Raw genomic sequence first — 21,918 nt, 5'->3', positions numbered from 1 at the left:
GTTGAGGACAGAGATGAAAATCAACGAAGGTATCGCGCACATCCGGTTTTCAGCGCGGAGACAAACGATCTACCGGATGCAAAAAGCCCTTGAAGCGTGCAGCTTCAAGGGCTTTTCATTGATCTGAAGACCCGGACAATATCCGGCTGGCGCAGTGTGCTATTTACTCGCCGGCCACTTCGACCAGCGACGATGCATCACTACCCTGTTCACCGCCGGCATCTCCCGATGCAGCGGTTTCGTCGCCTGTAGCGTCACCACGGCGCGGCTGCCGGCGCGGGCGGGCCGGACCACGGCGGCGCGGCGTGCGGCCGGCACCCGAAGGCGCTTCCTCTTCCAGCGAGACTTCGGCAGGGGTGCCTTCGATGACCGGCTGTGGGCCTGAGCCGTCGTTCACCGGCTGCGGCTGTGGTTGCTGCTGGGGCTGTGGTTGCTGCTGCGGTTGAACATGCTGCGGGCGCTGGGAGCGCGGTTGCGGCTGTGGGCGCTGCTGCGGCTGCTGAACGACCGGCGCATCGTCATTGTAGTTCTGATCGCCATCATCCTGATCGCCGCGGTCGTTGCCGTCACGATCATTGTTGTCGTTGCCTTCATTGCCGTCACGATCATTGTAATCGCCGCGGTCGTCGCGCTGAAACCGTTCCTGCATCTGCGCCTGGGCGGCAGCAATAATACGGTTGTAGTGTTCGGCGTGCTGGAGATAGTTTTCGGCCACGACCCGGTCACCGGAGCTTTGCGCATCACGGGCAAGGTTCGAATATTTCTCGGCAATGTGCTGGGCCGTACCACGGATCTTGACGTCCGGGCCGGAGCTGTCATAGGTCCGGGTCAGCGGGTTGGCGCCCTTCCGGTTATGATTGTTGTTGTTATTATTGTTGTTGCTGCCATTATTATTGTTGTTACTGCTGCTGCTATTGTTGTTACGCCCACGGCCGCGCTTGTTTTGCTGTCCTGGCCTCATCGTTCACTCACCCGAATTCTCTTGATATTGATGATCATGTGGCTTCGTGGCCCGATCGGCGAAATCCGGATCCGGCAAACACGCGCCGCGAACCAACCGCCTCATTGGCAGTCCTGTCGCTGGTTAACGTCAAATTAACAGGTACCCGCACCAGGCACTGTCCAACTTCAGCAACTCTTTTGTGAGAGCAATCCCCGTAGCCAAGTCAGACCGGAACGAATCTTTGGTCTATGACCTTCTGCCCAGCGCGTGAGGCCAACCTAGCCCGCTTCCCGTGGAATTCCAAGCATTTTCTTTGGCCCTGCAAAAGAACCTGCGCGCTCGCAGCATTTTTCCTGCTCAATCCCCGTGGCGAAAAATCAGCGCACGGTCATTACCGCCCAGGTCCTTCGCCTGATCGACAAGCGTGAAACCGCTGGCTTCGAAAAGGGTCGTGACCGCCTGCCGCTGATCGTACCCGATCTCGAGACAAACGATCCCGCCCGCGTCGAGAAACGCCACCACACCGGCTGCGATGGCACGGTAGGCGTCAAGCCCGTCCGCGCCGCCATCAAGCGCTGCTGCCGGATCGTGATTCAGCACTTCGGGCTCAAGTGTCGCCATAACCGACGAGCGAATATAGGGTGGATTCGAGACGATAATGTCGAAACGGCCCGAAACCGCGGCAAACCAGCTGCTCTCAAGCGTTTCGAACCGGTCCGAAAGGCCGTTGCGCGCGGCATTTGCAAGCGCCGTCGATAGGGCATCGCGCGAAATATCCGCTCCGATCCCTGTCGCCTGCGGTACGGTTTGCAGCAACGCCAGGCAGATCGCCCCGGTCCCGGTTCCCAGATCTAGAATGCGGCAGACGGCCTTGTCGGCAGCGATGCGCTCGGCAAACGGGATCAGCCGCTCCACGAGGATCTCGGTATCCGGCCGCGGTTCCAACGTTTCGGGAGACAGCCCAAGCGTCAGCCCGAAGAACTCCCGCGCCCCTAGAATCCGGTGCACGGGTTCCCGCACAGCGCGGCGCTTTACCGCAGCCCGGATTGTGTCGACCTCTTGCATGGAAAGCCCATCGCCCCCGCATCATGAACTCTGTCAGGGACAGGTTGAGCAGCCCGCAGATCAGAAGCCGCGCATCCTGCGCCGCGCCTTCGATGCCGGCGGTCTGCAGATCTTGCCGCGCTCTCGCAAACAGGCTGTCGATGGTCTCCGCCATCCGGGTCAGCCCTGCTGTTCGCCGAGCAACGCCAGTTGACCCGCCTGGTAATCAGCCAGAAGTGCATCGACGACTTCATCGATCTCGCCCATCATCATCCGGTCGATCTTGTAGAGCGTCAGGTTGATGCGGTGGTCGGTCACTCTGCCTTGCGGAAAGTTATAGGTGCGGATTCGCTCGGACCGGTCGCCCGAACCGACCTGGCTCTTGCGAGACGCCGAGCGTTCACTGTCGGCCTTCTGGCGCTCCATGTCGTAAAGCCTGGAGCGCAGCACCTGCATCGCCTTGGCGCGGTTCTGGTGCTGCGACTTCTCCGACGAGGTGACGACGATACCCGACGGCATATGGGTGATACGCACCGCCGAATCCGTCGTGTTGACGTGCTGGCCGCCGGCACCCGACGAGCGCATCGTGTCGATGCGGATGTCTTCCTGCCGGATTTCGATATCGATGTCTTCGGCCTCAGGCAAAACGGCGACAGTCGCAGCCGATGTATGGATGCGCCCTTGTGTTTCCGTATCGGGCACGCGCTGCACCCGGTGCACGCCGGATTCGAACTTCAGCTTGGAAAACACGCCACGGCCTGTCACCGTCGCGATGATTTCCTTGTAGCCGCCGGCGTCCCCTTCGCTGGCTGAGAGAACCTCGACCTTCCAGCCCTTGTCCGCCGCATAACGCTCGTACATCCGGAAGAGATCGCCGGCAAAAGTGCCGCCTCCGAGCCGCCGGTACCGGCGCGGATTTCCAGGATGGCGCTCTTCTCATCGGCCGCATCCTTGGGCAGAAGCAGGATCTGCATGTCGGTTTCGAGCGCTTCCAGCTGCGCCTCGATGTCAGGCTTCTCCATCTCCGCCAGGTCGCGCATCTCGCGATCGGTCGCCTTGTCGGACAAAAGCGCATTGACGTCGGCAAGCTCTGCCGTGGCCTTCTCATAGGCCCGGATCTTGGTTACGACCGGCTGCAATTCCGAATATTCCGACGCCAGCTTGACATAGACATCCGCCGCCGGCCCAGCCGACATCCGCGCCTCGACTTCAGCGAACCGGCGCTCCAGCTCGCGCATTTTCTGAACGGGTAGTGTTGGCAATGAAAACTCCAAAAATCGCGTTCGGCTTCGGCCCGCACGAATAGGAGCCGGAGCGCACGCTTTCAAATTGACCGCTAGACCGGGACGCCGTTTTCGGCCGCAAAACTTATCAGCAGCTCGCGCATCGGCACCTGGCTCTTGGTGTCATCCAGCGCCGCCTGCATCATCGCGGAGAGCTTGTCTGCGTCGAGCGCAAGAAGCATCGCCTTGACCGGACCGATCGCCGTCGGCGACATCGAGACCGAGCGGAAGCCGATGCCGAGAAGCGCCATGGCGGACAAGGGCTTGCTTGCCATTTCGCCGCACAGCGTCACCGGCGTCTCGTTGCGGTCGCCGGCGCGCACGATATCGCGCAGGATGCGCAGGAACGGCCGCCCCAGAACATCGAAACGATCCGAGACGCGGGCATTGCCGCGATCGACCGCCATCGCAAACTGGAACAGGTCGTTCGATCCGACCGAGACGAAATCGACCTCGTCCATCAGTTCATCAAGCTGCCAGAGCAATGCTGGAACTTCCAGCATCGCGCCGAATTGCAGCTTGCGCGGCAATTGCTCGCCGGTCTTCGACTGCCGCTGAATTTCCTTCTGCAGCAGTTCGCGCACCGTGCGCAGCTCGGAAACTTCCGTCACCATCGGCAGCATCAGCTTCAGCTCAAGACCCGCGGTTGCCCTGAGCAGCGCCCGCAATTGCGTGCGCAACAGGCCGGGACGGTCGAGCGACAGGCGGATTGCCCGCCAGCCGAGCGCTGGGTTTTCCTCTTCCGCCGCGCGGAAATAAGGCACGACCTTGTCGCCGCCAATGTCGAGCGTGCGAAAGATCACCGGCTTGCCCGCCGCCTGTTTCAGCACATTGCGATAGAAAGCCTCCTGCTCCTCGGCTCTCGGCATGGTCGAGGCGATCATGAATTGCAGCTCGGTGCGGAACAGGCCGATGCCCTCCGCTCCAGATTCGTTCAGCTGCGGCAGATCCACCAGAAGCCCGGCATTCATCTGCAGCTTGATGCGCTTACCGTCCATGGTCACGGGCTCGACATCGCGCAAGGCTTTGAACTGCTCCTGCCGACGCGCCCGGAACCGCACCTTTTCTTCATAGGCGCTGCGCAGATCCGCCATCGGCCGCAAATGCACCTTGGCATCATCGCCATCGATGATGATCGCGTCCCTGTTTTCCGCCAGCGCCACGACACCGGCGGCCTGCCCGACCACGGGAATGCCCATGGCGCGAGCCACGATGACAACATGGCTGGTAATAGCGCCATCTTCCAGAATGAGGCCACGCACGTTTTCGCGCGGGTAGTCCAGGAGCTCGGCAGCGCCCATGGCCCGCGCCACGACAATCGCGTCATCGGGAAACACTGCGTCTGCCGTCTTGGCGCCATACCCGGTCAGTTGCCTGAGCAGCCGGTTGGCAAGGTCGTCGAAATCGTGCATGCGCTCGCGCAGATAGGGGTCCGTCAGCCGGATCATCCGTGCCTTGGTTTCGCTCTGCACCCGCTCGACAGCCGCTTCCGCCGTCAGGCCGTTGCGGATCGCCTCTTCGAGCTTGCGCACCCAGCCCCGGTCATGGGCAAACATCCGGTAGGCCTCGAGCACCGCGCGATGCTCGCCCTCCATCGAAACTTCGCGCCGCGACAACATGTCGTCGATCGAGATGCGCAGCGAACCCAGCGCTTCCGCCAGCCGCCGCAATTCGTGGTCGGTGTCCTCGTTCAAAAGGTTGGTGACGACGATGCGCGGCTCGTGCAGCACGACATAACCGAGACCGATGCCCTCGCCAAAACTCTTGCCCTCGATCGTCACCGGGCGCGACAGGTCGAGTTCCAGGCCCGGCTGGGTGATCTTCTTGAGTTCGCCGGTGGCGACCATTTCGGCCAGCACCATGGCGGTCGTCTCGAGCGCCTCGACCTCGTCGTCGCGATAGTTGCGGCTCGCCTTGTTCTGCACGACGAGAACGCCGAGCGAACGTCCGGTGCGCAGGATCGGCACGCCCATGAAGGAGTGGTAGATTTCTTCACCGGTTTCCGGAAGATAGGTGAAGGCCGGATGCGATTGCGCGTCGGACAGATTGAGCGGACGCGCGCTTGCGGCAATCGTGCCGACGAGGCCCTGCCCCATCTTCAGTTGCGCCAGGTGGACGGCATCCTTGTTCAGGCCTTCGGTGGCGTAAAGCTCGAGCACGCCGTCGGAGCGCAACACATAGACCGAGCACACCTCCGCGACCATGTTCTGCGCAATCTGGCGAACAATCTGGTCCAGGCGCTCCTGCGGCTCGAGCGGTTCCGCCATCAGTTCGCGCAACCGCTTGAGAAGAACGCGTGGACCTGGAGAGAGGTCTCTCATCGCGCAACGTCCCCCATCAAAGTCAACAACAGCAGATTGTAGTTCCACGGACGCCACACCGCGCCATCAGTGGAAACAACTGCTTCGTCTAACTCTTATCGAGACCGTAGACGGAATGCAAAGTCCGAACCGCCAATTCGGCATAGGCGCCGTCGATCAGGATCGAAATCTTGATTTCAGAGGTGGTGATCGCCTTGATGTTGATGCCTTTTTCGGCAAGTGCCTTGAAGGCGGAGGCCGCAACGCCGGCATGGCTGCGCATGCCGATGCCGATGACCGAGACCTTCACCAAGCCCGATTCTGTTCTGGATGACGTCGAAGCCGATCTTGTCCTTGCTGTCGTTCAGCACCTTCAGCGCCTTGTCGACATCGGTCGACGGCACCGTAAACGTCATGTCGGTCTTCGAGCCGTCTTCCGAAATGTTCTGGACGATCATATCGACATTGATATGGCTCTCGGCCAGCGGTCCGAAAATGGCGGCCGAAACGCCGGGCCGGTCGGACAGACGCCGGAGCGAAATCTGCGCTTCATCCTTGGCATAGGCGATGCCGGTGACGACTTCCTGTTCCAAAATCTCTTCCTCATCACAAATCAGCGTACCGGGGGATTCAAGAAATCGCCCATGCCCGGCGCATCGGGGTCTTCGAAACTGGAGCGCACGAAGGTGCGAACCTTGAATACCATGGCAAGCTCGACGGAGCGGACCTGCAAAACCTTGGCGCCGAGCGATGCCATTTCCAACATTTCCTCAAACGCGATCTTCTTCAGGCGCCGCGCCTTCGGCACGATGCGCGGATCGGTCGTGTAGACGCCGTCGACATCGGTATAGATATCGCAGCGGTCCGCCTTGATCGCAGCCGCGATCGCGACAGCCGATGTATCCGATCCGCCACGCCCGAGCGTCGCGATGCGGTTGTCGGGTCCAAGCCCCTGGAAGCCGGCAATGACCGCCACCTGACCCTCGCCGAAGCGGCGGATCAGCTCCGAACCGTCGATTTCCATGATGCGCGCCGCGCCATGGGCATTGTCGGTCCTGATCGGGATCTGCCAGCCCTGCCAGGAGCGCGCATTGATGCCGATGTTCTGCAGAGCCAAAGCCAGGAGACCCGAGGTCACCTGCTCGCCCGACGCCACGACCGCATCATATTCGCGGGCATCGTGCATCGGCGAAGCATCGCGCGTCCAGGCGACCAGCTCATTGGTCTTGCCCGACATCGCGGATACCACCACGGCAACATCATGCCCGGCATCGACTTCACGTTTCACATGGCGGGCCACATTCCTGATGCGATCCATATCCGCGACGGACGTCCCGCCGAATTTCATCACGATGCGTGCCATATGCCCCAACCGCCGAAAATGCCTCGCGCGCGAGCGCGATCTTTATAAAGTTGCGGTCTCTTAGCGAAATTGGCGGCGGGGTGCAATGGTGGTGGTGGTCGGGCTTTCTGAGTCGCGACGGAACAATGAAGGAAATCCCATAAGGTCCTTTTTCGGCCCCGAAGCGGGCGTTCGCCGTGCGCTTGACACCAATGCGCCCTCGCTGGATCATCCGGCCTTGGAGGATACTAATGGACATGGTTACGCTGGACTACTTCCGAGAGCCGGGCCCGCATTCCACGGCAAAGAAGAATAAGGTCGGGCTGGCAGGCGCTCCAACGAACATCGCCGACCTAGCCGCCTGGATTCAGGGAAGAATGCTTCACGAACACTGGGCGTCGAGATATGGCGAAGAGCTGACTCCGGAGCGCCGTGAACTCTCGCAAAGGAGATCGGTGGACGCCGTGCTGGACGGCCTCCTTGCGGGGGGCAATTCACCACGTCCTGCTGCGGGTCGCGCGGTTGGTGTCTGCAGCCATTTCTCGCTACTCGCGGTGTCGGCCTTGCGAGCGAACGGCCGTGCGGCCAGGTCGCGGTGCGGTTTCGGCAGTTATTTCGCTCCCGACAAGGCGATCGACCACTGGGTGGTGGAGGTCTGGAATGGTGATCGCTGGCGGATGGTCGATTTTCAGATCGATGACTTTCAGCGTGCAGAACTGGGGCTGGTCTTCGACACCCTCGACTTGCCGTCGGGTGAGTTCCTGCTGGCCGCTCAGGCCTGGCAACTCTGCCGGCGTGGCGAGGACGACCCCAATCGCTTTGGCATCTTCGATGAAGGCGGCTTCTGGTTTATCGCCTCAAATATGATCCGTGACCTCGCCAGCCTGAACAAGGTCGAGATGCTGCCGTGGGACGACTGGGGCGCGATGCCATCCCCAGACGAGGAGATCAGCACCGAGGAACTGCGACGCTTCGATCATTTGGCGGAGGTCCTGCTCGACCCCGACCGTCATAGGGAAGAGCTCCGTTTACTCTATGGCGCTCCAGGGTTCGCCATGCCTGGAGAGGTCTTCAATGCTGTCAGGCAGGTTCGTGAGAAGGTTTCGGTCGCGCAGTAGGTACTCAAAGCTCGTCGGCTGAAGTTCTGCATGCTCGGGTACTATGCGACCGCAAATACCAATGACCGCTGTCGGCCCGAAGCGGTCATTGCCTATTTCCCGGATTTGATCATCTCACGGATTTTGACCGCTTTCTCGAAATGGTCCAGCGCATTGGTTTTGATCCACCACTCGGCAGCTTCCATAAGGAGGTCGGGGTCATCGTTCTTGTTCGCAAAGAACGCATAGAATGACAGACCGACACCTTCGCCCTTTTTCGCGATTTTGTCCTCGCAGACTGAAATAGCTTTCGCCCGTAAGCTCGGTCTCATGGTGCCCTCTTTTTGTAATTGACAGTCGAGCTACTATGCTTTGCTCGATACAGGAATGCTGACAGCCTGAACTCAAACGGGTTGTCGCAAAAGTCCAAATTAAAGCAACACTTGTTTTCCTGACTTTTGCGACAGCCGCAATGTCCGGTGTTGGCGCAAAGCTGCCACAAGCGGTATTGAGATGGCATGCACGGTGACCGGAAACAGTCTCAACACGACATCTGTCACGCCCCTGTCATCAAACCTGCTCATGTCGCCGCGAGTAACGAGAACGTAACCCGACGATCAACCGGCTCAGCCGCATCAAGGCAGAGTTGGCCGAAAGTGCACAACAGAAGCCAATCACGCCCATCCAAAACCACCACCTCCATGGAACGATCCCCGCCTAACGACGTTCCTGTAGCCCTGAAGCAAGCCGTGGCCGCCCCAATGGCAGCCTCAGCCTTGCACAGCATGGAGATTTCAAATGCACCTTCCCCAGAATACCGTGATTGCCGTTGCCGATGGCGAGAAGCTGAGCCTGTTCCAGAACGAGGGCGATGCCCAGAACGTCAAGCTGCGGGCGATGCCGGATGAAGACATCGACAGCTCGAAGATTTCTTCCGGCGGCCGCCATCACTCGAGCGCCGCCAATCCTGACGACAGCCAGCAGGAAGAAGACGGTTTCGGCAACGGCGTCGCCAATATGCTGAACAGCCACGTGCTCGCTGGCAAGATCAAGAGCCTCGTCATCATCGCAGCCCCCGCACGCTCGGCGAGATGCGCAAGAGCTACCACAAGTCCCTGTCCGAGGTTCTCGTCGGCGAACTGGACAAGGACCTGACCGGTCATTCGATCCAGGACATCGAAAAAGCCCTCGCCGCCGCCTGAGGCACTGAGCCTGGACCAGACTCCAAATTTGTGGGGCCTGCCGGAAACGGCGGGCCTTTTCGCTGCCATTGCAAACGCGGCGCAGCGAAGCGCCCCGCGATTCACCCTGATTTCGCGACTGCCGCATAAAACTGTCATATCCCCGTCATCAAATCCTGCTCCTGTCCCTCCCGACAAACAGGAAAACGACCCATGATGGACCAGCTTAGCCGCATCAAGGCGGAAATTGCCGACAGCTTCGACGAGGAGCTGGAAATGCAGATGGAAGAGGACCGGCTCGACGAGCTGGTTGCCGAGGGCATGTCGGAAGAAGCCGAGCCGACAATCGACCGCAAGCTCTATTTCCGCGAGCTCTTCCGCCTCCAGCACGAACTGGTGCGCCTGCAGGATTGGGTCCAGCACAAGAAGCTCAAGGTCGTTGTGCTGTTCGAAGGTCGCGATTCCGCCGGCAAGGGCGGCGCCATCAAGCGCGTCACCCAGCGGCTCAATCCGCGCGTCTGCCGCGTGGTCGCCCTGCCCGCCCCAACCGAGCGCGAGAAAAGCCAGTGGTATTTCCAGCGCTACGTGCCGCATCTGCCGACGGCGGGCGAAATGGTTTTGTTCGATCGTAGCTGGTACAACCGCGCCGGCGTCGAGCGCGTCATGGGCTTCTGCACGCCGGAAGAGCTCGACGAATTCTTCCGCACCGTGCCGGAATTCGAGCGCATGCTGGTTCGCTCGGGCATCATCCTGATCAAATACTGGTTCTCGATCACCGACGAGGAGCAGGAATTCCGCTTCAAGATGCGCATCCATGATCCCTTGAAGCAGTGGAAGCTCTCACCCATGGACATGGAAAGCCGCATCCACTGGGAGGAATACACCAAGGCCAAGGAAGAGATGCTGGCCAAAACCCATTCGCAGGACGCGCCGTGGTGGGTGGTCCAGGCCGTCGACAAGAAGAAGGCGCGGCTCAACTGCATCGCCCATCTCTTGGCCCAGATCCCCTATGAGGACGTTCCCAAGCCCGAAATCGAACTCCCCGATCGCATCCGCCACGACGACTACATCCGCGCTCCGGTGCCGGATGAAATGTACGTGCCGGAGCGTTACTGACCGCGGCATCGCGGGCCGCAGGCACCCGGTCTGCAGCCCGTACCGTGCCTACTTGAACATGCCCTCGCGCAAGTTGATGCCATGCTCCAGCCATGCCTTCATGGCGCAGAGCGCCTGCATCCAGCCCTCGCAATTGCCATAGGACGCCTTGAGCCCGGCCGGCGTTTCGCGCCAGCCTTCTTCCGCGATGGTGACGAGCGTCCGACCGTCGTCCAGCGCCTCGAAAGCCATCGTCACGGTCGTATCATAGGGCTCCGCCGCACCCGGCTCGTTCGCGGCCCATTTGAGAACGATGCGGCTATCCTTGACGACTTCGACGATCTTGACAGGAAAGGCGCCGGGAAAATCGTGGAAATCCCACAGGACCGTCGCGCCCGTTTCCATCCGTCCTTTCGCGCCACCCGTCGTGAAATAACGCGACAATTGCTGCGGATCGACCACCTCCTCGAAAACTGCCGACACCGGCCGGGCAATACGGCCAGCCACCCTGAACTTGAGATCCATGACATTTCCTCCTTGTAAAAGAGCTCATTATGTTATAAAAATACAACATGTCAATTGCTGATGATAACGACAATATTTTCAAGGCCTTGTCCTCACGGACACGGCGCCAGTTGCTGGATTTGCTGAAGGACCGGCCGCAGACGACCGGCATGCTCTGTCTCGCTTTCCCCGATCTCGATCGCTGCACGGTGATGCAACATCTGAAGGTTCTGGAGGAGGCCGACTTGATTATCGCCAAGCGCGAGGGCCGCGAGCGCTGGAACCATCTCAACGCATTGCCGATCAAGCATATCCATGACCGCTGGATCGGCCCCTATGCCGCCCATGCCGTCGGAATCCTCGACCGGCTGCAGGCTGATCTCGGCTGATCGTCGCCAAGGAGAGGAGAGCCTATGCGGAGCGCAGCGCCCCTGATTTGCGCGCAACCACCGCCAGATACGCCGCCTGCAACTCGGAAAACACCGAGCGCTCCGGCGCGGGCTGCCCCAGATGCAAGGCCCGCAACTCCACCATGAACGCCTCCCACATCGCCGGGCCACCCTCTTCCAGAATTTCGGCGCGGATCGACAGCTCCTCCGAGGCCGGCGCATGCCGTCGTCCCCAGGCGCCCATCTGCGCCAAAAGCGGCACCAGCTGGATGGCCGGTTCGGTCAGGCTGTAGATGCCCTTTTGTTTGTGGCTCGGGTCGTCGCGCCGCGAGATCAGCCCCGATTCGGTGAGCCGCTTCAGCCGGTCGGCCAGGATATTGGAGGCGATCCTCTCTTCCGATCCGCCGAGAAGCTCGCGAAAATGCCGGCGGTTGCCAAACATCAGGTCGCGGATGATGATCAGGCTCCAGCGGTCGCCGAGCATTTCCAGCGTCAGGTTGATCGGGCAACCCGACCGGTGCGAAGCGTCCATTTGCATCCTCGATTGAAACCAGTTGCAATATAGGATCGGTCAGACTACAAAACAACCAATTGCAGTTCGCAATCAGTTTTGGAGGAAACAGAATGACACCGCAACTTTTCGCCCATCCGTTTTCGTCCTACTGCCAGAAGGTGCTGATCGCGCTCTACGAAAACGGCACGGATTTCGACTATTTGATGCTCGACCCCGATCATGCCGACATTCTTGCCGAGTGGCAGTCGCTCTGGCCGGTCAAGCGCTTCCCGGTGCTCAAAGACGGTGGCGAGACGGTGATGGAGGCAACGACCATCATCGAATATCTGATGCTGCGCCATCCCGGCCCGGTCCCCATGTTGCCTGCCGATCCAATCGAAGCATTGCAGGCCCGGATGATGGACCGCGTCTTCGACAATTACATCATGACGCCGATGCAGAAGGTCGTCTTCAACGCCATCCGCCCGGAAGCCGACCGCGATCCCTACGGCGTCGGGCAAGCCCGCGCCATGCTCGACGATGCCTATGCCTGGCTGGATGGGGTTCTCGCAAAATCCGAATGGGCTGCCGGCGATACCTTCACGCTCGCCGATTGCGCCGCCGCCCCTCGCTCTTCTATGCCGACTGGGTCCACCCGATCCCGGACACGCTACCCAATCTCCGCGCCTACCGCGCCCGCCTGCTCGCCCGGCCCTCCGTCGCCCGCACCGTCGATGAAGGCCGCCCCTATCGCGCCTTCTTCCCGCTCGGCGCCCCCGATCGCGATTGAGACAGGAGGCAACTGCGGTGCATCGCGACCTGCCTGAGGGATCTGCGCCTTTGGACACTTTGCGAAGACGATGCTATCCCTTCGCACAGCACCATCTCAGCGCGGAGTGACCGCATGGCAAAGCCCGTACCCGCGAAAACTACGAAGAACGCCGAAAAAGCTTCGGCGGCCGATGCGCCGGTCCTGCTCTCCGGCGGAAATCCGCAGATCGCCAAGGGAAGCGGAGATGGCCCCGTTCAGGCCTATATCGCCGCGATGCCGGATTGGAAAAGCGAGATCGGCCGCCGTCTTGATGTCCTGATCGTGGAGACCGTGCCCAATGTGCAAAAGGCGGTGAAATGGAATTCGCCGCTTTACGGCAGGGAGGGAGACGGCTGGTTCCTGGGGCTGCATTGTTTTACGAAATACGTGAAGCTGGCCTTCTTCCGCGGCGCATCGCTCGATCCGCCGCCCCCCGTCGCATCCAAGGCGGGCGAAACCCGTTATTTCCACATCCATGAAAACGTCGCCCTCGACGAGGCCCAACTGGCGGCCTGGATAAGGCAGGCCAGCCAATTGCCCGGCGAGCGGATGTAAGCTCGATGCAACGGCGAGGTTTTAGGCCGAGAGACCACTCAGAGCCGCTCTCACTTTGTCGAACGCCTCGTCCGGCACCGGCATAACAGGTCGCGGCGGCGCGTAATCCCCAAGACCCAGGATCGCAGCAATCGCATACATCACCCGGAAGCTGCCATGCTCCCTAAACAGGGCCCAGAGCGGCTGAAAGGCCTGATCGAGACGCTCCGCCTCCACCCGGTTTCCCGATTGCGCCGCCTGCGTCAAGGCCAGTGCCGGCACGGGCAGCAGACCGCCGATCACGCTGTACCAGGCATCGGCGCCGGCCAGCAAAGCCGCGGCAGCACCCCAGTCGCCGCTGTACCCGATCGAAAAATCCGCCGGCGTCACCGCGCGCATATCAGCGATTTCCGCGGCGAAATCGCCATGCGAAGGCAGCGGCATCTTGATGGCGCGGATATTGGGGAGTTGTGCCAGCCGCGCGATCAACGCCGTGCTGAAGAGAAACTTCGTCGTGCCGGGATTGTTGTAGATGCACAGCGGCAATTGCCCGGCCTCGGCGACCGCAGCAAAATGCGCGTAGACTTCGTCCTCGAACAGCGGCATGTAGGACACCGGCGCCAGCAGCAGCCCATCGGCACCGGCCGCCTTCGCATCCCGCGCCAGAGCAACGGCCTCGTCGGTGCGCAGCGCGCCGACACCGACGATGACAGGAATTTTCCCGCCAACGCCGGCAATCGCCGCTTCAACGGCCCTGCGCCTTTCGTCCCTTGTCAGGAACGCGTAGGCGCCGGTGCTGCCCAGAAGCCCGATCGAATCGGCGCCAGCCGTCTGGACCCGCCCCACAAACTGCGCGAGCGCATCGGTATCGACGCGGCCGGACGGGTCTGCAGGCGTGATGGGAAAGGCGGAAAGTCCGTGAAAAAGAGACATGCGCAACAGGCTTTCAGGTGCGGGTAAAGAGCAATTTCAGGCCGGCCGCGCCGAAGAACAGCGCCAGCGTCCCCTCGATCCCCCGCCGCGCCCGCCGGTAGAGGCGCACCATCGGCGCGGTCGAAAACAAAAGCGCGTAGCCGAAGAAGATCATCACGCTCAAAACCGCGCAACCGGCAAGGATCGTCGCGACCGTCGCCGCCGAAGCCTGCGGCCCGAGCCCGAGCGTCATCAGCGCGATCCATCCGAGGATCGATTTCGGATTGGTCAGGTGCATCAAAAGGCCACGCTTGTAGAGCGCCACACCCGATTGCCCTTGCCGCCCGATCATCTCGCCGGCCATATGCTCGTCGCGCTTGAGCGCCGATTTCCCGGCCTTGTAGGCGAGATAAAGCAGATAGAAGCCGCCGAGGATCTTCAGCACGAACAGCGCCTCGGCATAGCGGGTGAGGATAGCCGAAACGCCGGTTGCCGCCATCATGCCCCAGAAGATCGAGCCGCTGATCACGCCGCAGGCGAGGAAAAGCGCTGCCCTGCGGCCCTGGTTCATGGCAACGCCCATGATCCGCATATTGCTGGGCCGGGACTGCCCGCCGCAATGACATAGGCCATCCACACGATCAGCAACTGATGAAAATCCGCGTCCAATAGTCTGCCCTCCGAATATGCGCGCCCGCCCGCCTTACAGGCCGCTGACAAGCTTGAATGCAATAAGCCCCATGACCGCCGCGATCACCCCTTCCAGGATGCGCCACGCCGCAGGCCGGGAGAATATCGGCCTCAGCCGGATCGCGCCATAGCCAAGCGAAAAGAAGAACAGAAACGAGCCGAGAACCGCGCCACCGGCAAAAGACACCTGCCGACCAGGAAACCGCGTCGAGACCGTGCCAAGCAGCACCACCGTATCGAGATAGACATGCGGATTGAGCCAGGTCAGCGCCAGACAGGTGAGGATCGTCCTGCCGAAGCTGGATGCCTTGCCATCCCCGACATCAAGCGCGTTCGATGAGCGCAGCGCCGACACAAGGCTCTTGCCGCCGTACCAGAGGAGGAAGGCCGCCCCACCGTAACGCATGACGGGATCGAGCCAGGGCAAAAGGGCCGAGACCGTCTGAAAGCTGCTCACCCCGATGACGATTAGGATCGCATCGGACAGCGCACAGGTGAGGCAGACGGCAAACACATATTCATTCCGCAGCCCCTGACGCAGCACAAAGGCATTCTGCGCGCCGATCGCCAGGATAAGGCTTAGCCCCATCGTCAGCCCGGTCAGAAAAATCGAGAGATCCATGCGGTGCAATCATCCGAAAAATTGAGTTGCTCTCCGATAGGCCGTCGCTCCGACTTAGTGTAGTTAAATAAGCTTACGTCAATTAAGCAAGGCTAACCCTGTGCTCGACTATTCCGCCCTTCGCGCCGTCTCGGCCGTGGTCCGCGCCGGCAGCTTCGAAAAGGCGGCTAGCATCCTCAACGTCACGCCGTCTGCCGTTTCGCAGCGCGTCAAACAGCTGGAGGAGCGGCTGGGCGTCGTGCTGGTCGTTCGCGGCAATCCGTGCACAGCAACGGAAAAGGGCGAATGGCTGTGCCGCCATTTCGAGAATGTCGGCATGCTGGAGCGCGACCTGTTCGAGCATCTTCCCTCGCTTGCCGATCCCGCGGATCCGCAGCACCGGGTCACGCTCCAGCTTGCCACCAATGCCGACAGCCTGGGCACATGGTTTCTTGAGGCCATCGCAAATTTCTCGAAATCCTCCGCCTATCTCCTGAACGTCTCGGTCGATGATCAGGACCACACGGCGGAATGGCTGCAGCGCGGCCGCGTCGTCGCCGCCGTCACCAGCGTCGAAAAGCCCATCGTCGGCTGCCGGCGCTTTTCGCTGGGCGCGCTACGCTATCACGCCACGGCCAGCCCCGACTTCGTGGCCCGCTACTTTCCCGACGGCGTGACCGCACAGGCCATCGCCGCTGCACCCGCACTGACTTTCAACCAGAAGGACAAGCTCCAGAACGACTGGGTGCGGCAGACCCTTGGAAGCGACGTGGTTTTGCCGACCCACTGGCTGCCATCGACGGAAAGCTTCGTCAGCGGCAGCCTGTTGGGCATGGGCTGGGGCATGAACCCGGTGCATCTGACCCGCACGCACATCCTCGAAGGGTGTCTCGTGGAACTCGTACCGGACAGTTGGCTCGACATCCCCTCTACTGGCAGATCAACCGCTTGGCGGCGGACCGCCTGTCGGAACTGACGCAGCAGGTGATGAAAGTGGGTAGACAGCATCTGCTCTGACCGGCCACATCGCCAAAAAATTCATCCCCGTAAATCCCCGCTTCACGCACCCGTGCCATACTCTTCCCGTCCCGCCATCGGATACACCGGAGAGCGTTGCCGGCGAGGCGGGGCCGGTGCCTTCGGTTTGCGTTTGAAACGCAGATGCGGCTGCAGGGGCCTGCAGAAAATGGTTTCCCTCTCGCCTGAAACAGGGCGGGGCGCGCCTGTGCGGCACATAGGAGGACCGGCCACGGATGTGTCGTGAGACATATCCAGGCAGCACGAAGGTTCTTTCGTGTTGCCCCGTACCGCAAATGGTACCGCCACCCCGACGAGAAACCGGAGTTGCAGGTAAAAACCACCGAGACGGGGCACATCGTGTGTCACTTCACTCTAACTCAATCCGGCACCCGATGTGCCCCGGCCGATCCTGACCGTCGCGAGAGCGCAAACGGATGAAACAACATCAAAACACGGGCGAAAGCCGCCGCGTGAACGCGGTCGGCTGCCCTCACCCTTGGAGCCCGCCATGCCTGCCGAATTTACGGATTATGAAAAACGCCTTTCCGCCAGCCATGAACGGCACTGCCGCATTATCGCAACCAAATATCGCCTCTGGAGGATCTGCAGAACGCGGAAATGCGCCCGGGATCTGGCCTGTACCGGCGCGATGCTGGTCTCGCCCCACCAGAACGCCACGGTCCGTGTCCAGCGCGAGATCGGCCTGTCAGGCAATGCCTGCTCCCGCCTGCCGGCCTGCATCGCCAACTTGAACCAGACGGCGTTCGACAGTTTCGAGGAGAGGATGACTGCGCTTCAGAAATTTCTGATCGAGCATCCGAAATACAGGCTGCCGAAATTCGATCGTTGCCTGAAGGGGCGCAGGGTGGCCCCTGCGGCATCCGCAACCCTTGACTTTCCGGCCCGATCATCCGACTTCAAAGAGACAAACGGACAGGGACGGACGCGATGAGCGAACAGGCACGCACGACGATCGATCAGGCCGAAGTCGACAGGTTTTCCGCCATGGCCGCCGAATGGTGGGATCCGCGTGGCAAGTTCCGGCCTTTGCACAAGTTCAATCCGGTGCGCCTCACCTATATCCGCGACCGTGTTTCAGCAGCCTTCGGCCGTGATCCGCTGGCCCCGCAACCGCTGAAAGGCCTGCGCGTGCTCGATATCGGCTGCGGCGGCGGCCTCCTGTCCGAGCCCATGGCCCGCATGGGCGCCGACGTCGTCGGAGCGGATGCTTCCGAAAAGAACATCATGATCGCCAAGACCCATGCACAGGGCAGCGGCGTGTCGGTCGATTACCGCGCCGTGACGGCCGAGGCCCTGGCGCAAGCCGGCGAAACCTTCGATGTCATCCTCAACATGGAAGTGGTCGAGCATGTCGCCGATGTCGAGTTCTTCATCAGCACCTGCGCCTCCATGGTCCGGCCCGGCGGCATGATGTTCGTCGCCACCATCAACCGCACCCTGAAAGCCCGGGCGCTGGCAATTTTCGCCGCCGAAAACGTCCTGCGCTGGCTGCCGCGCGGCACCCATCAGTTCGAAAAGCTGGTCCGCCCGGAAGAGCTGGAAAAGCCGCTGAACGCCAGCGGCCTCGACATCACCGACCGCACCGGCGTCTTCTTCAATCCCTTGTCCAACCAGTGGAACCTGTCGAAGGACATGGACGTCAACTACATGCTGGTGGCCAGGCGCCCGATATGAGCGAGACTGGTATCCGCGAGGAGGCTGGCGAAGACGACGCCTCTCCCGGTTTCACCATCTATGAAGGCCTCATCGAGGCCTCCGCCACAGTTGCGCTCGACGACACGCATTTCACGGTCGCCAGCGACGAGATCAACGTGCTCAACATCTACCGTCATGGATTGCCCGCGCCGGTCGCGTCGGTCGATCTCAAGCCGTTCCTCGGCAATGACGGCTGCGACATCGAGGCGGGCGCCCGCATCGGCGACCGCATCTACTGGATTACCTCGCACTCCAGGCCGCAGAGTGGCGGCAACGCAAAGAAGCGCTCTGTCTTCTTCGCAACGCGGCTTGATGCCAGCGGTGACATCCCGGTGCTTGTTCCGGAACACCAGCCGTTTTTTACCCTGCGCGGCCTACTGAAAGACGCCATCGGCGGTGCCGGAGCGTTGATTGATATCGAAGGCCTCGCTTCCACGCCTGATGGCCACCTGCTGATCGGCTTTCGCGGCCCGCTCGATGACAACAGGGCGATCCTCGTGCCGCTGCGCAATCCGGCTGACGTCGTCGAGCAAGCAGCAGAGCCGGATCTTGGCCCGACGCTGACGCTTGATCTCGGCGGCCGCGGCATCCGCAGCATCGACGCAACAGGCATCGCCTCTCCCGCCTATCTGATCCTGGCCGGCCCGATGAACGACACCAAAGGCGATTTCGCCCTTTACGAATGGGATGGCGACGATACCGAACCGCGCCAGCGCAACGACGTTTCGTTGCTGAAACTGACCCCGGAGGCGGTCGTCGTCCAGACCGGGCAGCGCACTGCCCTCATCCTCAGCGATGACGGCAGCAAGAAGCGCAACGACGCCGATACGCCGGATCATCAACGCCGCTTCCGCAGCCTTGAGATCACCTTCTGAGAGAACCGCCGTCCCCGCGGTCCGCCACTGCGCTATCATGCCTTCAGCGACAGAACATGCCCGAGCAGGTGGCCCTGCCTTGTGGTGTTGTTCTGCGCAATCTGCCGGACGCGTGCCCGGTCGATGACACAGGCTTCACCGCTGGCAGTGAAGGGTTCTTTGAACGTAAAACCATTAGGCCCCGACCCATGATCGTGCAGCCGCTCCAGCCGTGAAACCCCGTCTGCCCAGACCGGTCGTCGCCCGGCCTCCACCCACCAGAGCACCAGCGCCGGCCATTGCCGCTGGACGTTCCAGTTGCGGGCATGTTTGAGCGCATCGGCATGCACGCCCGAGTATGTGAAGGCCATCAGGCTTTCGATATCCGCCCAGAGGGATAACGAAGATGGTGCTGTCTCGAATCCGCTGCCATGGATGAAGCGCGGGAAAACCTGCTCTCCCCAACAGCGCGGACCGGGCTCGCCTTGATATCCGGAGCGACCTACAAAGCCCTCGGACCGCGCAGCGGCGTCGAAATTGAACGGCTCGCGCAGCCGGAACCCTTCAACCGCTGGGTCGTCGTATGGTGCAACAAACAGGCCGAAATTATAGATGGCCAGATGCCTTCCAGCCGGCTGCATGTCAGTTGACGTCGTCTGGCAGCGTCGGAAGGGCCGCGATCTCGATGCCTTCATCGATGAGTTCGCGCGCCTCCTGCAGCGTCGCCTTGCCGATCAGGCCGCGCTGCTCGGCTTCGCCATAATGGATCTTGCGGGCTTCCTCGGGGAATTTTTCACCGACGTCCTCGGAGTTTTCGCGAATGGTCGTGACGATCTCGCGGATCTTGGCCACGGCCTGCTTGTGCACCTCATCCATCATCATCATCCGGGTCTCCTCCTTCTTGCGGCCGGTGGCGACCGAAGGCACCATCAGCTGCTTGCCGACGGAGGAAGAACCGCAGACTGGACAGGTGACGAGACCGAGATCGGCCTGCCGGTCATAGTCCGCGCCGGAAGAAAACCAGCCTTCGAAGGCATGGTCGTTATCACAGGAGAGGGTAAAGCGGATCACGCGGCGACGCCTCCGGAGGCCGGTTGCGGCTGATCCTGAAGCGAAAACGGACGGGCATTTTTAAGGTTGGGAATTTTTCCGCGTGCCGCGGCAACCGCGGAAACGTCGATATCGGCCAGCACAACGCTCTCGCCGGTACCGCCGGCGGAAGCCAGCACCCGGCCCCAGGGATCGATGATCATCGAATGCCCGTAGGTCTCGCGGCCATCCTCATGCAGACCGCCTTGCGCGGCGGCGATGACGAACATGCCGTTTTCGATGGCGCGAGCCCGCAGCAGAATTTCCCAATGCGCCTCGCCGGTCTGGCGCGTGAAGGCGGCAGGGATCGACATGATCTGCGCGCCGGCCACCGCCTGGGTGCGGAACAGTTCGGGAAAGCGGACATCGTAGCAGATGGCAAAACCCAGTTTCCCGAAGGGCAGATCGACCAGCCGGGCAGCATTGCCCGGCGTATAGGCCGCACTTTCCCGCCAGCTCTCGCCATTGTCGAGGTCGACATCGAACATGTGGATCTTGTCGTAATGGCAGATTTTGTCCCCGTCCGGGCCAAAAAGAATGCCGCGATTGGCGATTTTGCCGTCGGCAAGCGCAATTGCCGTCGAGCCGACATGCAGATGGATACCGAGGTCGGCAGCCAGCGCGGATGCCGTCGAGACGATGACGTCGTTTGCCTCGTCGCGCAGCACGACCCGCAGCCCCGCCCGGTCCCGCTGCAACGCGCCGGTCATTTCCGGTGTCTGGATGTAGGAGGCCCCTTGCGCTGCGGCGTCACGCACCAGGCGTGCCATGGTCACGGCATTGACCTCAGGGTCGACACCGGAACACATCTGGATCGCTGCGGCCTTGAAGGTCATGGGTGCTCCTTAAGCGGCCAGCATGCCATCGAGCTTGCCGGCTCGTTCCAGCGCCTGCAGATCGTCGCAGCCGCCGACGTGAATATTGTCGATGAAGATTTGCGGGAAGGTCGTACCGCCGTTCGATTTCTCGATCATCTTCTGGCGCACCTCAGGCGCGTAGGTGGCGTCATGCTCCACATACTTCACACCCTTGGTCTCCAGAAGCTTCTTGGCAGCGGAGCAATATCCGCAAAACTGACGCGTATAGATGACGACGGACGCCATGACTTCTACCTGTTCCTTGGCCGGCCCCATGCCGGTAATCCTTGGTTTGTCATATAAGACCGGAGACGGCTCTTGCAAAGGTCAAAACCGTGACTTCTCCGGCGCCGGCCCGCTTCAGCGCCCGGGTGGCAGCGGAAACGGTGGCACCGGTGGTGTATACGTCATCGACAAGCACGATGCTTTTCCCAAAGAGACCGGCCCTGCCGCTTTCCGGCACCGTGAAGGCGCCGCGAACATTATCCTGCCGCGCCGTAGCGCCGAGCCCGACCTGGCGGGCGGTGCGCTTGGTCCGCAGCAATGTATTCGGCAGATAGGGCTTTCCGGAAATCCGCGCAATCGCCCGGGCAAGCTCGGCGGACTGGTTGAACTTCCGCCCCCAGAGCCGCAAGGCATGCAGCGGCACCGGCACGATGGCATCGCAGGCAGCCACCGAACCATCGCTCGCCCGCACCATCCACTGCGCCATCATCGCCGCAAGGTCGGTCCGGTCGCGATATTTCAGCCCGTGCACCAGCGACCGCGCAATTCCGTCATGAATGGCGACCGAGCGCAGCCGCTCAAAGACCGGCGGATTGGCGATCGCGTCAGCCGACAGAATGCCGGCCCCCAGATCATGGGTGAACGGTGCGCCAAGCACCTCGCAATAGGGCCGCTCGATCAGCCGCAAAGTCGCCCAGCAGGCCGGGCAGACGCCGCGATGCTGGCCGACGATCCTGCCGCAGCCGACACAGACCGGCGGATAGACGACATCGACGGCAGCCGACCAGCCCCTGCCCAGCCCGCTCCCCAATGCGTCGAACAGAGCGGCAAGGCGATTGCGCCTGATCTCTTCGTCCCCGTCATTGACGTCGCTGTCGATCACGTTTTCCTGCCACGATGCTCGCAATATCGGGTGCATTTCAGGACCGCACGCCGAA

At 61.5% G+C, this 21,918-nt stretch carries 19 protein-coding genes and 7 pseudogenes; 10 read left to right on the top strand and 16 right to left on the bottom strand.

Annotated features, from left to right (window positions below):
• Positions 1–163: 163 nt before the first annotated feature.
• The 5 genes and pseudogenes from P6U16_RS12820 to P6U16_RS12800 form a co-directional block, all read right to left on the bottom strand.
• Entirely contained in the window at positions 164–961 is a 798-nt protein-coding gene (locus P6U16_RS12820) for a DUF4167 domain-containing protein (RefSeq protein ID WP_277700902.1), read from the bottom strand.
• 339 nt (positions 962–1,300) lie between these two features.
• A pseudogene (gene prmC, locus P6U16_RS12815) lies at positions 1,301–2,162 on the bottom strand (peptide chain release factor N(5)-glutamine methyltransferase).
• 5 nt (positions 2,163–2,167) lie between these two features.
• Positions 2,168–3,249, bottom strand: a pseudogene (gene prfA / locus P6U16_RS12810) (peptide chain release factor 1).
• A gap of 74 nt (positions 3,250–3,323) precedes the next feature.
• Positions 3,324–5,591 (bottom strand): phosphoenolpyruvate--protein phosphotransferase, encoded by a 2,268-nt coding sequence (gene ptsP / locus P6U16_RS12805; RefSeq protein ID WP_277700901.1) that lies wholly within the window; start codon positions 5,589–5,591, stop codon positions 3,324–3,326.
• 88 nt (positions 5,592–5,679) lie between these two features.
• Positions 5,680–6,933, bottom strand: a pseudogene (locus P6U16_RS12800) (aspartate kinase).
• 230 nt (positions 6,934–7,163) lie between these two features.
• On the opposite strand from P6U16_RS12800, the gene P6U16_RS12795 reads away from it, so the two are divergent.
• Positions 7,164–8,030 (top strand): transglutaminase-like domain-containing protein, encoded by an 867-nt coding sequence (locus tag P6U16_RS12795; RefSeq protein ID WP_277700900.1) that lies wholly within the window; start codon positions 7,164–7,166, stop codon positions 8,028–8,030.
• Between the two features lie 92 nt (positions 8,031–8,122).
• Here P6U16_RS12795 and P6U16_RS12790 read toward each other — a convergent pair whose 3' ends face one another.
• Entirely contained in the window at positions 8,123–8,341 is a 219-nt protein-coding gene (locus tag P6U16_RS12790) for a DUF6500 family protein (protein WP_277700899.1), read from the bottom strand.
• A gap of 466 nt (positions 8,342–8,807) precedes the next feature.
• Between P6U16_RS12790 and P6U16_RS12785 the strand changes: the two are divergent.
• Positions 8,808–9,211 (top strand): annotated as a pseudogene (locus P6U16_RS12785) (host attachment protein).
• A 192-nt stretch (positions 9,212–9,403) separates the two neighbouring features.
• Positions 9,404–10,306 (top strand): polyphosphate kinase 2, encoded by a 903-nt coding sequence (gene ppk2 / locus P6U16_RS12780; protein ID WP_277700898.1) that lies wholly within the window; start codon positions 9,404–9,406, stop codon positions 10,304–10,306.
• A 48-nt stretch (positions 10,307–10,354) separates the two neighbouring features.
• Here ppk2 and P6U16_RS12775 read toward each other — a convergent pair whose 3' ends face one another.
• Positions 10,355–10,810, bottom strand: a complete 456-nt coding sequence (locus P6U16_RS12775; RefSeq protein WP_277700897.1) for an SRPBCC family protein — start codon at positions 10,808–10,810, stop codon at positions 10,355–10,357.
• A 47-nt stretch (positions 10,811–10,857) separates the two neighbouring features.
• Between P6U16_RS12775 and P6U16_RS12770 the strand changes: the two genes are divergently transcribed.
• Positions 10,858–11,178, top strand: a complete 321-nt coding sequence (locus tag P6U16_RS12770; protein ID WP_277700896.1) for a helix-turn-helix domain-containing protein — start codon at positions 10,858–10,860, stop codon at positions 11,176–11,178.
• A gap of 22 nt (positions 11,179–11,200) precedes the next feature.
• On the opposite strand, the gene P6U16_RS12765 is transcribed toward P6U16_RS12770, so the two are convergent.
• Positions 11,201–11,710, bottom strand: coding sequence for a helix-turn-helix domain-containing protein (locus P6U16_RS12765; protein ID WP_277700895.1), 510 nt, complete (start codon positions 11,708–11,710; stop codon positions 11,201–11,203).
• A 92-nt stretch (positions 11,711–11,802) separates the two neighbouring features.
• On the opposite strand from P6U16_RS12765, the pseudogene P6U16_RS12760 reads away from it, so the two are divergent.
• Both P6U16_RS12760 and P6U16_RS12755 read left to right on the top strand, forming a co-directional pair.
• Positions 11,803–12,461 (top strand): annotated as a pseudogene (locus P6U16_RS12760) (glutathione S-transferase family protein).
• A 114-nt stretch (positions 12,462–12,575) separates the two neighbouring features.
• Complete coding sequence (locus tag P6U16_RS12755; protein WP_277700894.1) at positions 12,576–13,037, top strand: DUF1801 domain-containing protein; 462 nt, start codon at positions 12,576–12,578, stop codon at positions 13,035–13,037.
• Positions 13,038–13,058: 21 nt separating this feature from the next.
• Here the strand turns inward: P6U16_RS12755 and P6U16_RS12750 are convergent, their stop codons facing one another.
• From P6U16_RS12750 to P6U16_RS12740, 3 genes and pseudogenes are all read right to left on the bottom strand, one after another.
• On the bottom strand, positions 13,059–13,949 hold the full coding sequence (locus P6U16_RS12750; protein ID WP_277700893.1) for a dihydrodipicolinate synthase family protein: 891 nt from the start codon (positions 13,947–13,949) through the stop codon (positions 13,059–13,061).
• Positions 13,950–13,962: 13 nt separating this feature from the next.
• A pseudogene (locus P6U16_RS12745) lies at positions 13,963–14,597 on the bottom strand (LysE family translocator).
• 34 nt (positions 14,598–14,631) lie between these two features.
• On the bottom strand, positions 14,632–15,240 hold the full coding sequence (locus tag P6U16_RS12740; RefSeq protein ID WP_277700892.1) for a LysE/ArgO family amino acid transporter: 609 nt from the start codon (positions 15,238–15,240) through the stop codon (positions 14,632–14,634).
• 100 nt (positions 15,241–15,340) lie between these two features.
• On the opposite strand from P6U16_RS12740, the pseudogene P6U16_RS12735 reads away from it, so the two are divergent.
• The 4 genes and pseudogenes from P6U16_RS12735 to P6U16_RS12720 all read left to right on the top strand — a co-directional run bounded on the left by P6U16_RS12735 (position 15,341) and on the right by P6U16_RS12720 (position 18,830).
• Positions 15,341–16,236 (top strand): annotated as a pseudogene (locus tag P6U16_RS12735) (LysR family transcriptional regulator ArgP).
• A 511-nt stretch (positions 16,237–16,747) separates the two neighbouring features.
• Positions 16,748–17,191: a hypothetical protein gene (locus tag P6U16_RS12730; RefSeq protein WP_277700891.1), complete on the top strand. Its 444-nt coding sequence runs from the start codon at positions 16,748–16,750 to the stop codon at positions 17,189–17,191.
• Positions 17,188–17,934, top strand: coding sequence for a bifunctional 2-polyprenyl-6-hydroxyphenol methylase/3-demethylubiquinol 3-O-methyltransferase UbiG (gene ubiG, locus P6U16_RS12725; protein ID WP_277700890.1), 747 nt, complete (start codon positions 17,188–17,190; stop codon positions 17,932–17,934). Before P6U16_RS12730 ends, ubiG begins: the two co-directional genes overlap by 4 nt.
• Positions 17,931–18,830 carry a DUF3616 domain-containing protein gene (locus P6U16_RS12720; RefSeq protein ID WP_277700889.1) on the top strand — a complete coding sequence of 300 codons (900 nt, stop codon included), beginning with the start codon at positions 17,931–17,933 and terminating at the stop codon, positions 18,828–18,830. Before ubiG ends, P6U16_RS12720 begins: the two co-directional genes overlap by 4 nt.
• Positions 18,831–18,865: 35 nt before the next feature.
• On the opposite strand, the gene P6U16_RS12715 is transcribed toward P6U16_RS12720, so the two are convergent.
• Genes P6U16_RS12715 through P6U16_RS12695 form a run of 5 tightly spaced genes read right to left on the bottom strand, consistent with a single transcriptional unit; the run spans position 18,866 to position 21,791 of the window.
• Complete coding sequence (locus P6U16_RS12715; protein ID WP_277700888.1) at positions 18,866–19,450, bottom strand: DUF3291 domain-containing protein; 585 nt, start codon at positions 19,448–19,450, stop codon at positions 18,866–18,868.
• A gap of 1 nt (position 19,451) precedes the next feature.
• The gene (locus P6U16_RS12710) at positions 19,452–19,880 is read right to left on the bottom strand and encodes a DUF1178 family protein (RefSeq protein WP_277700887.1); all 429 of its coding nucleotides are present in this window, start codon (positions 19,878–19,880) and stop codon (positions 19,452–19,454) included.
• On the bottom strand, positions 19,877–20,734 hold the full coding sequence (locus P6U16_RS12705; protein WP_277700886.1) for a carbon-nitrogen hydrolase family protein: 858 nt from the start codon (positions 20,732–20,734) through the stop codon (positions 19,877–19,879). Before P6U16_RS12705 ends, P6U16_RS12710 begins: the two co-directional genes overlap by 4 nt.
• Positions 20,735–20,743: 9 nt before the next feature.
• Positions 20,744–21,001 (bottom strand): glutaredoxin 3, encoded by a 258-nt coding sequence (gene grxC / locus P6U16_RS12700; RefSeq protein WP_158474948.1) that lies wholly within the window; start codon positions 20,999–21,001, stop codon positions 20,744–20,746.
• Positions 21,002–21,050: 49 nt separating this feature from the next.
• Positions 21,051–21,791: a ComF family protein gene (locus tag P6U16_RS12695; RefSeq protein ID WP_277703837.1), complete on the bottom strand. Its 741-nt coding sequence runs from the start codon at positions 21,789–21,791 to the stop codon at positions 21,051–21,053.
• Between the last annotated feature and the right edge of the window lie 127 nt (positions 21,792–21,918).

This window comes from Rhizobium sp. 32-5/1 (assembly GCF_029537235.1).
In the GTDB taxonomy this organism is placed as follows: domain Bacteria; phylum Pseudomonadota; class Alphaproteobacteria; order Rhizobiales; family Rhizobiaceae; genus Pararhizobium.
Note: the sequence above shows the minus strand (reverse complement) of the source record. Positions and strands in the feature narration are given on the sequence as shown.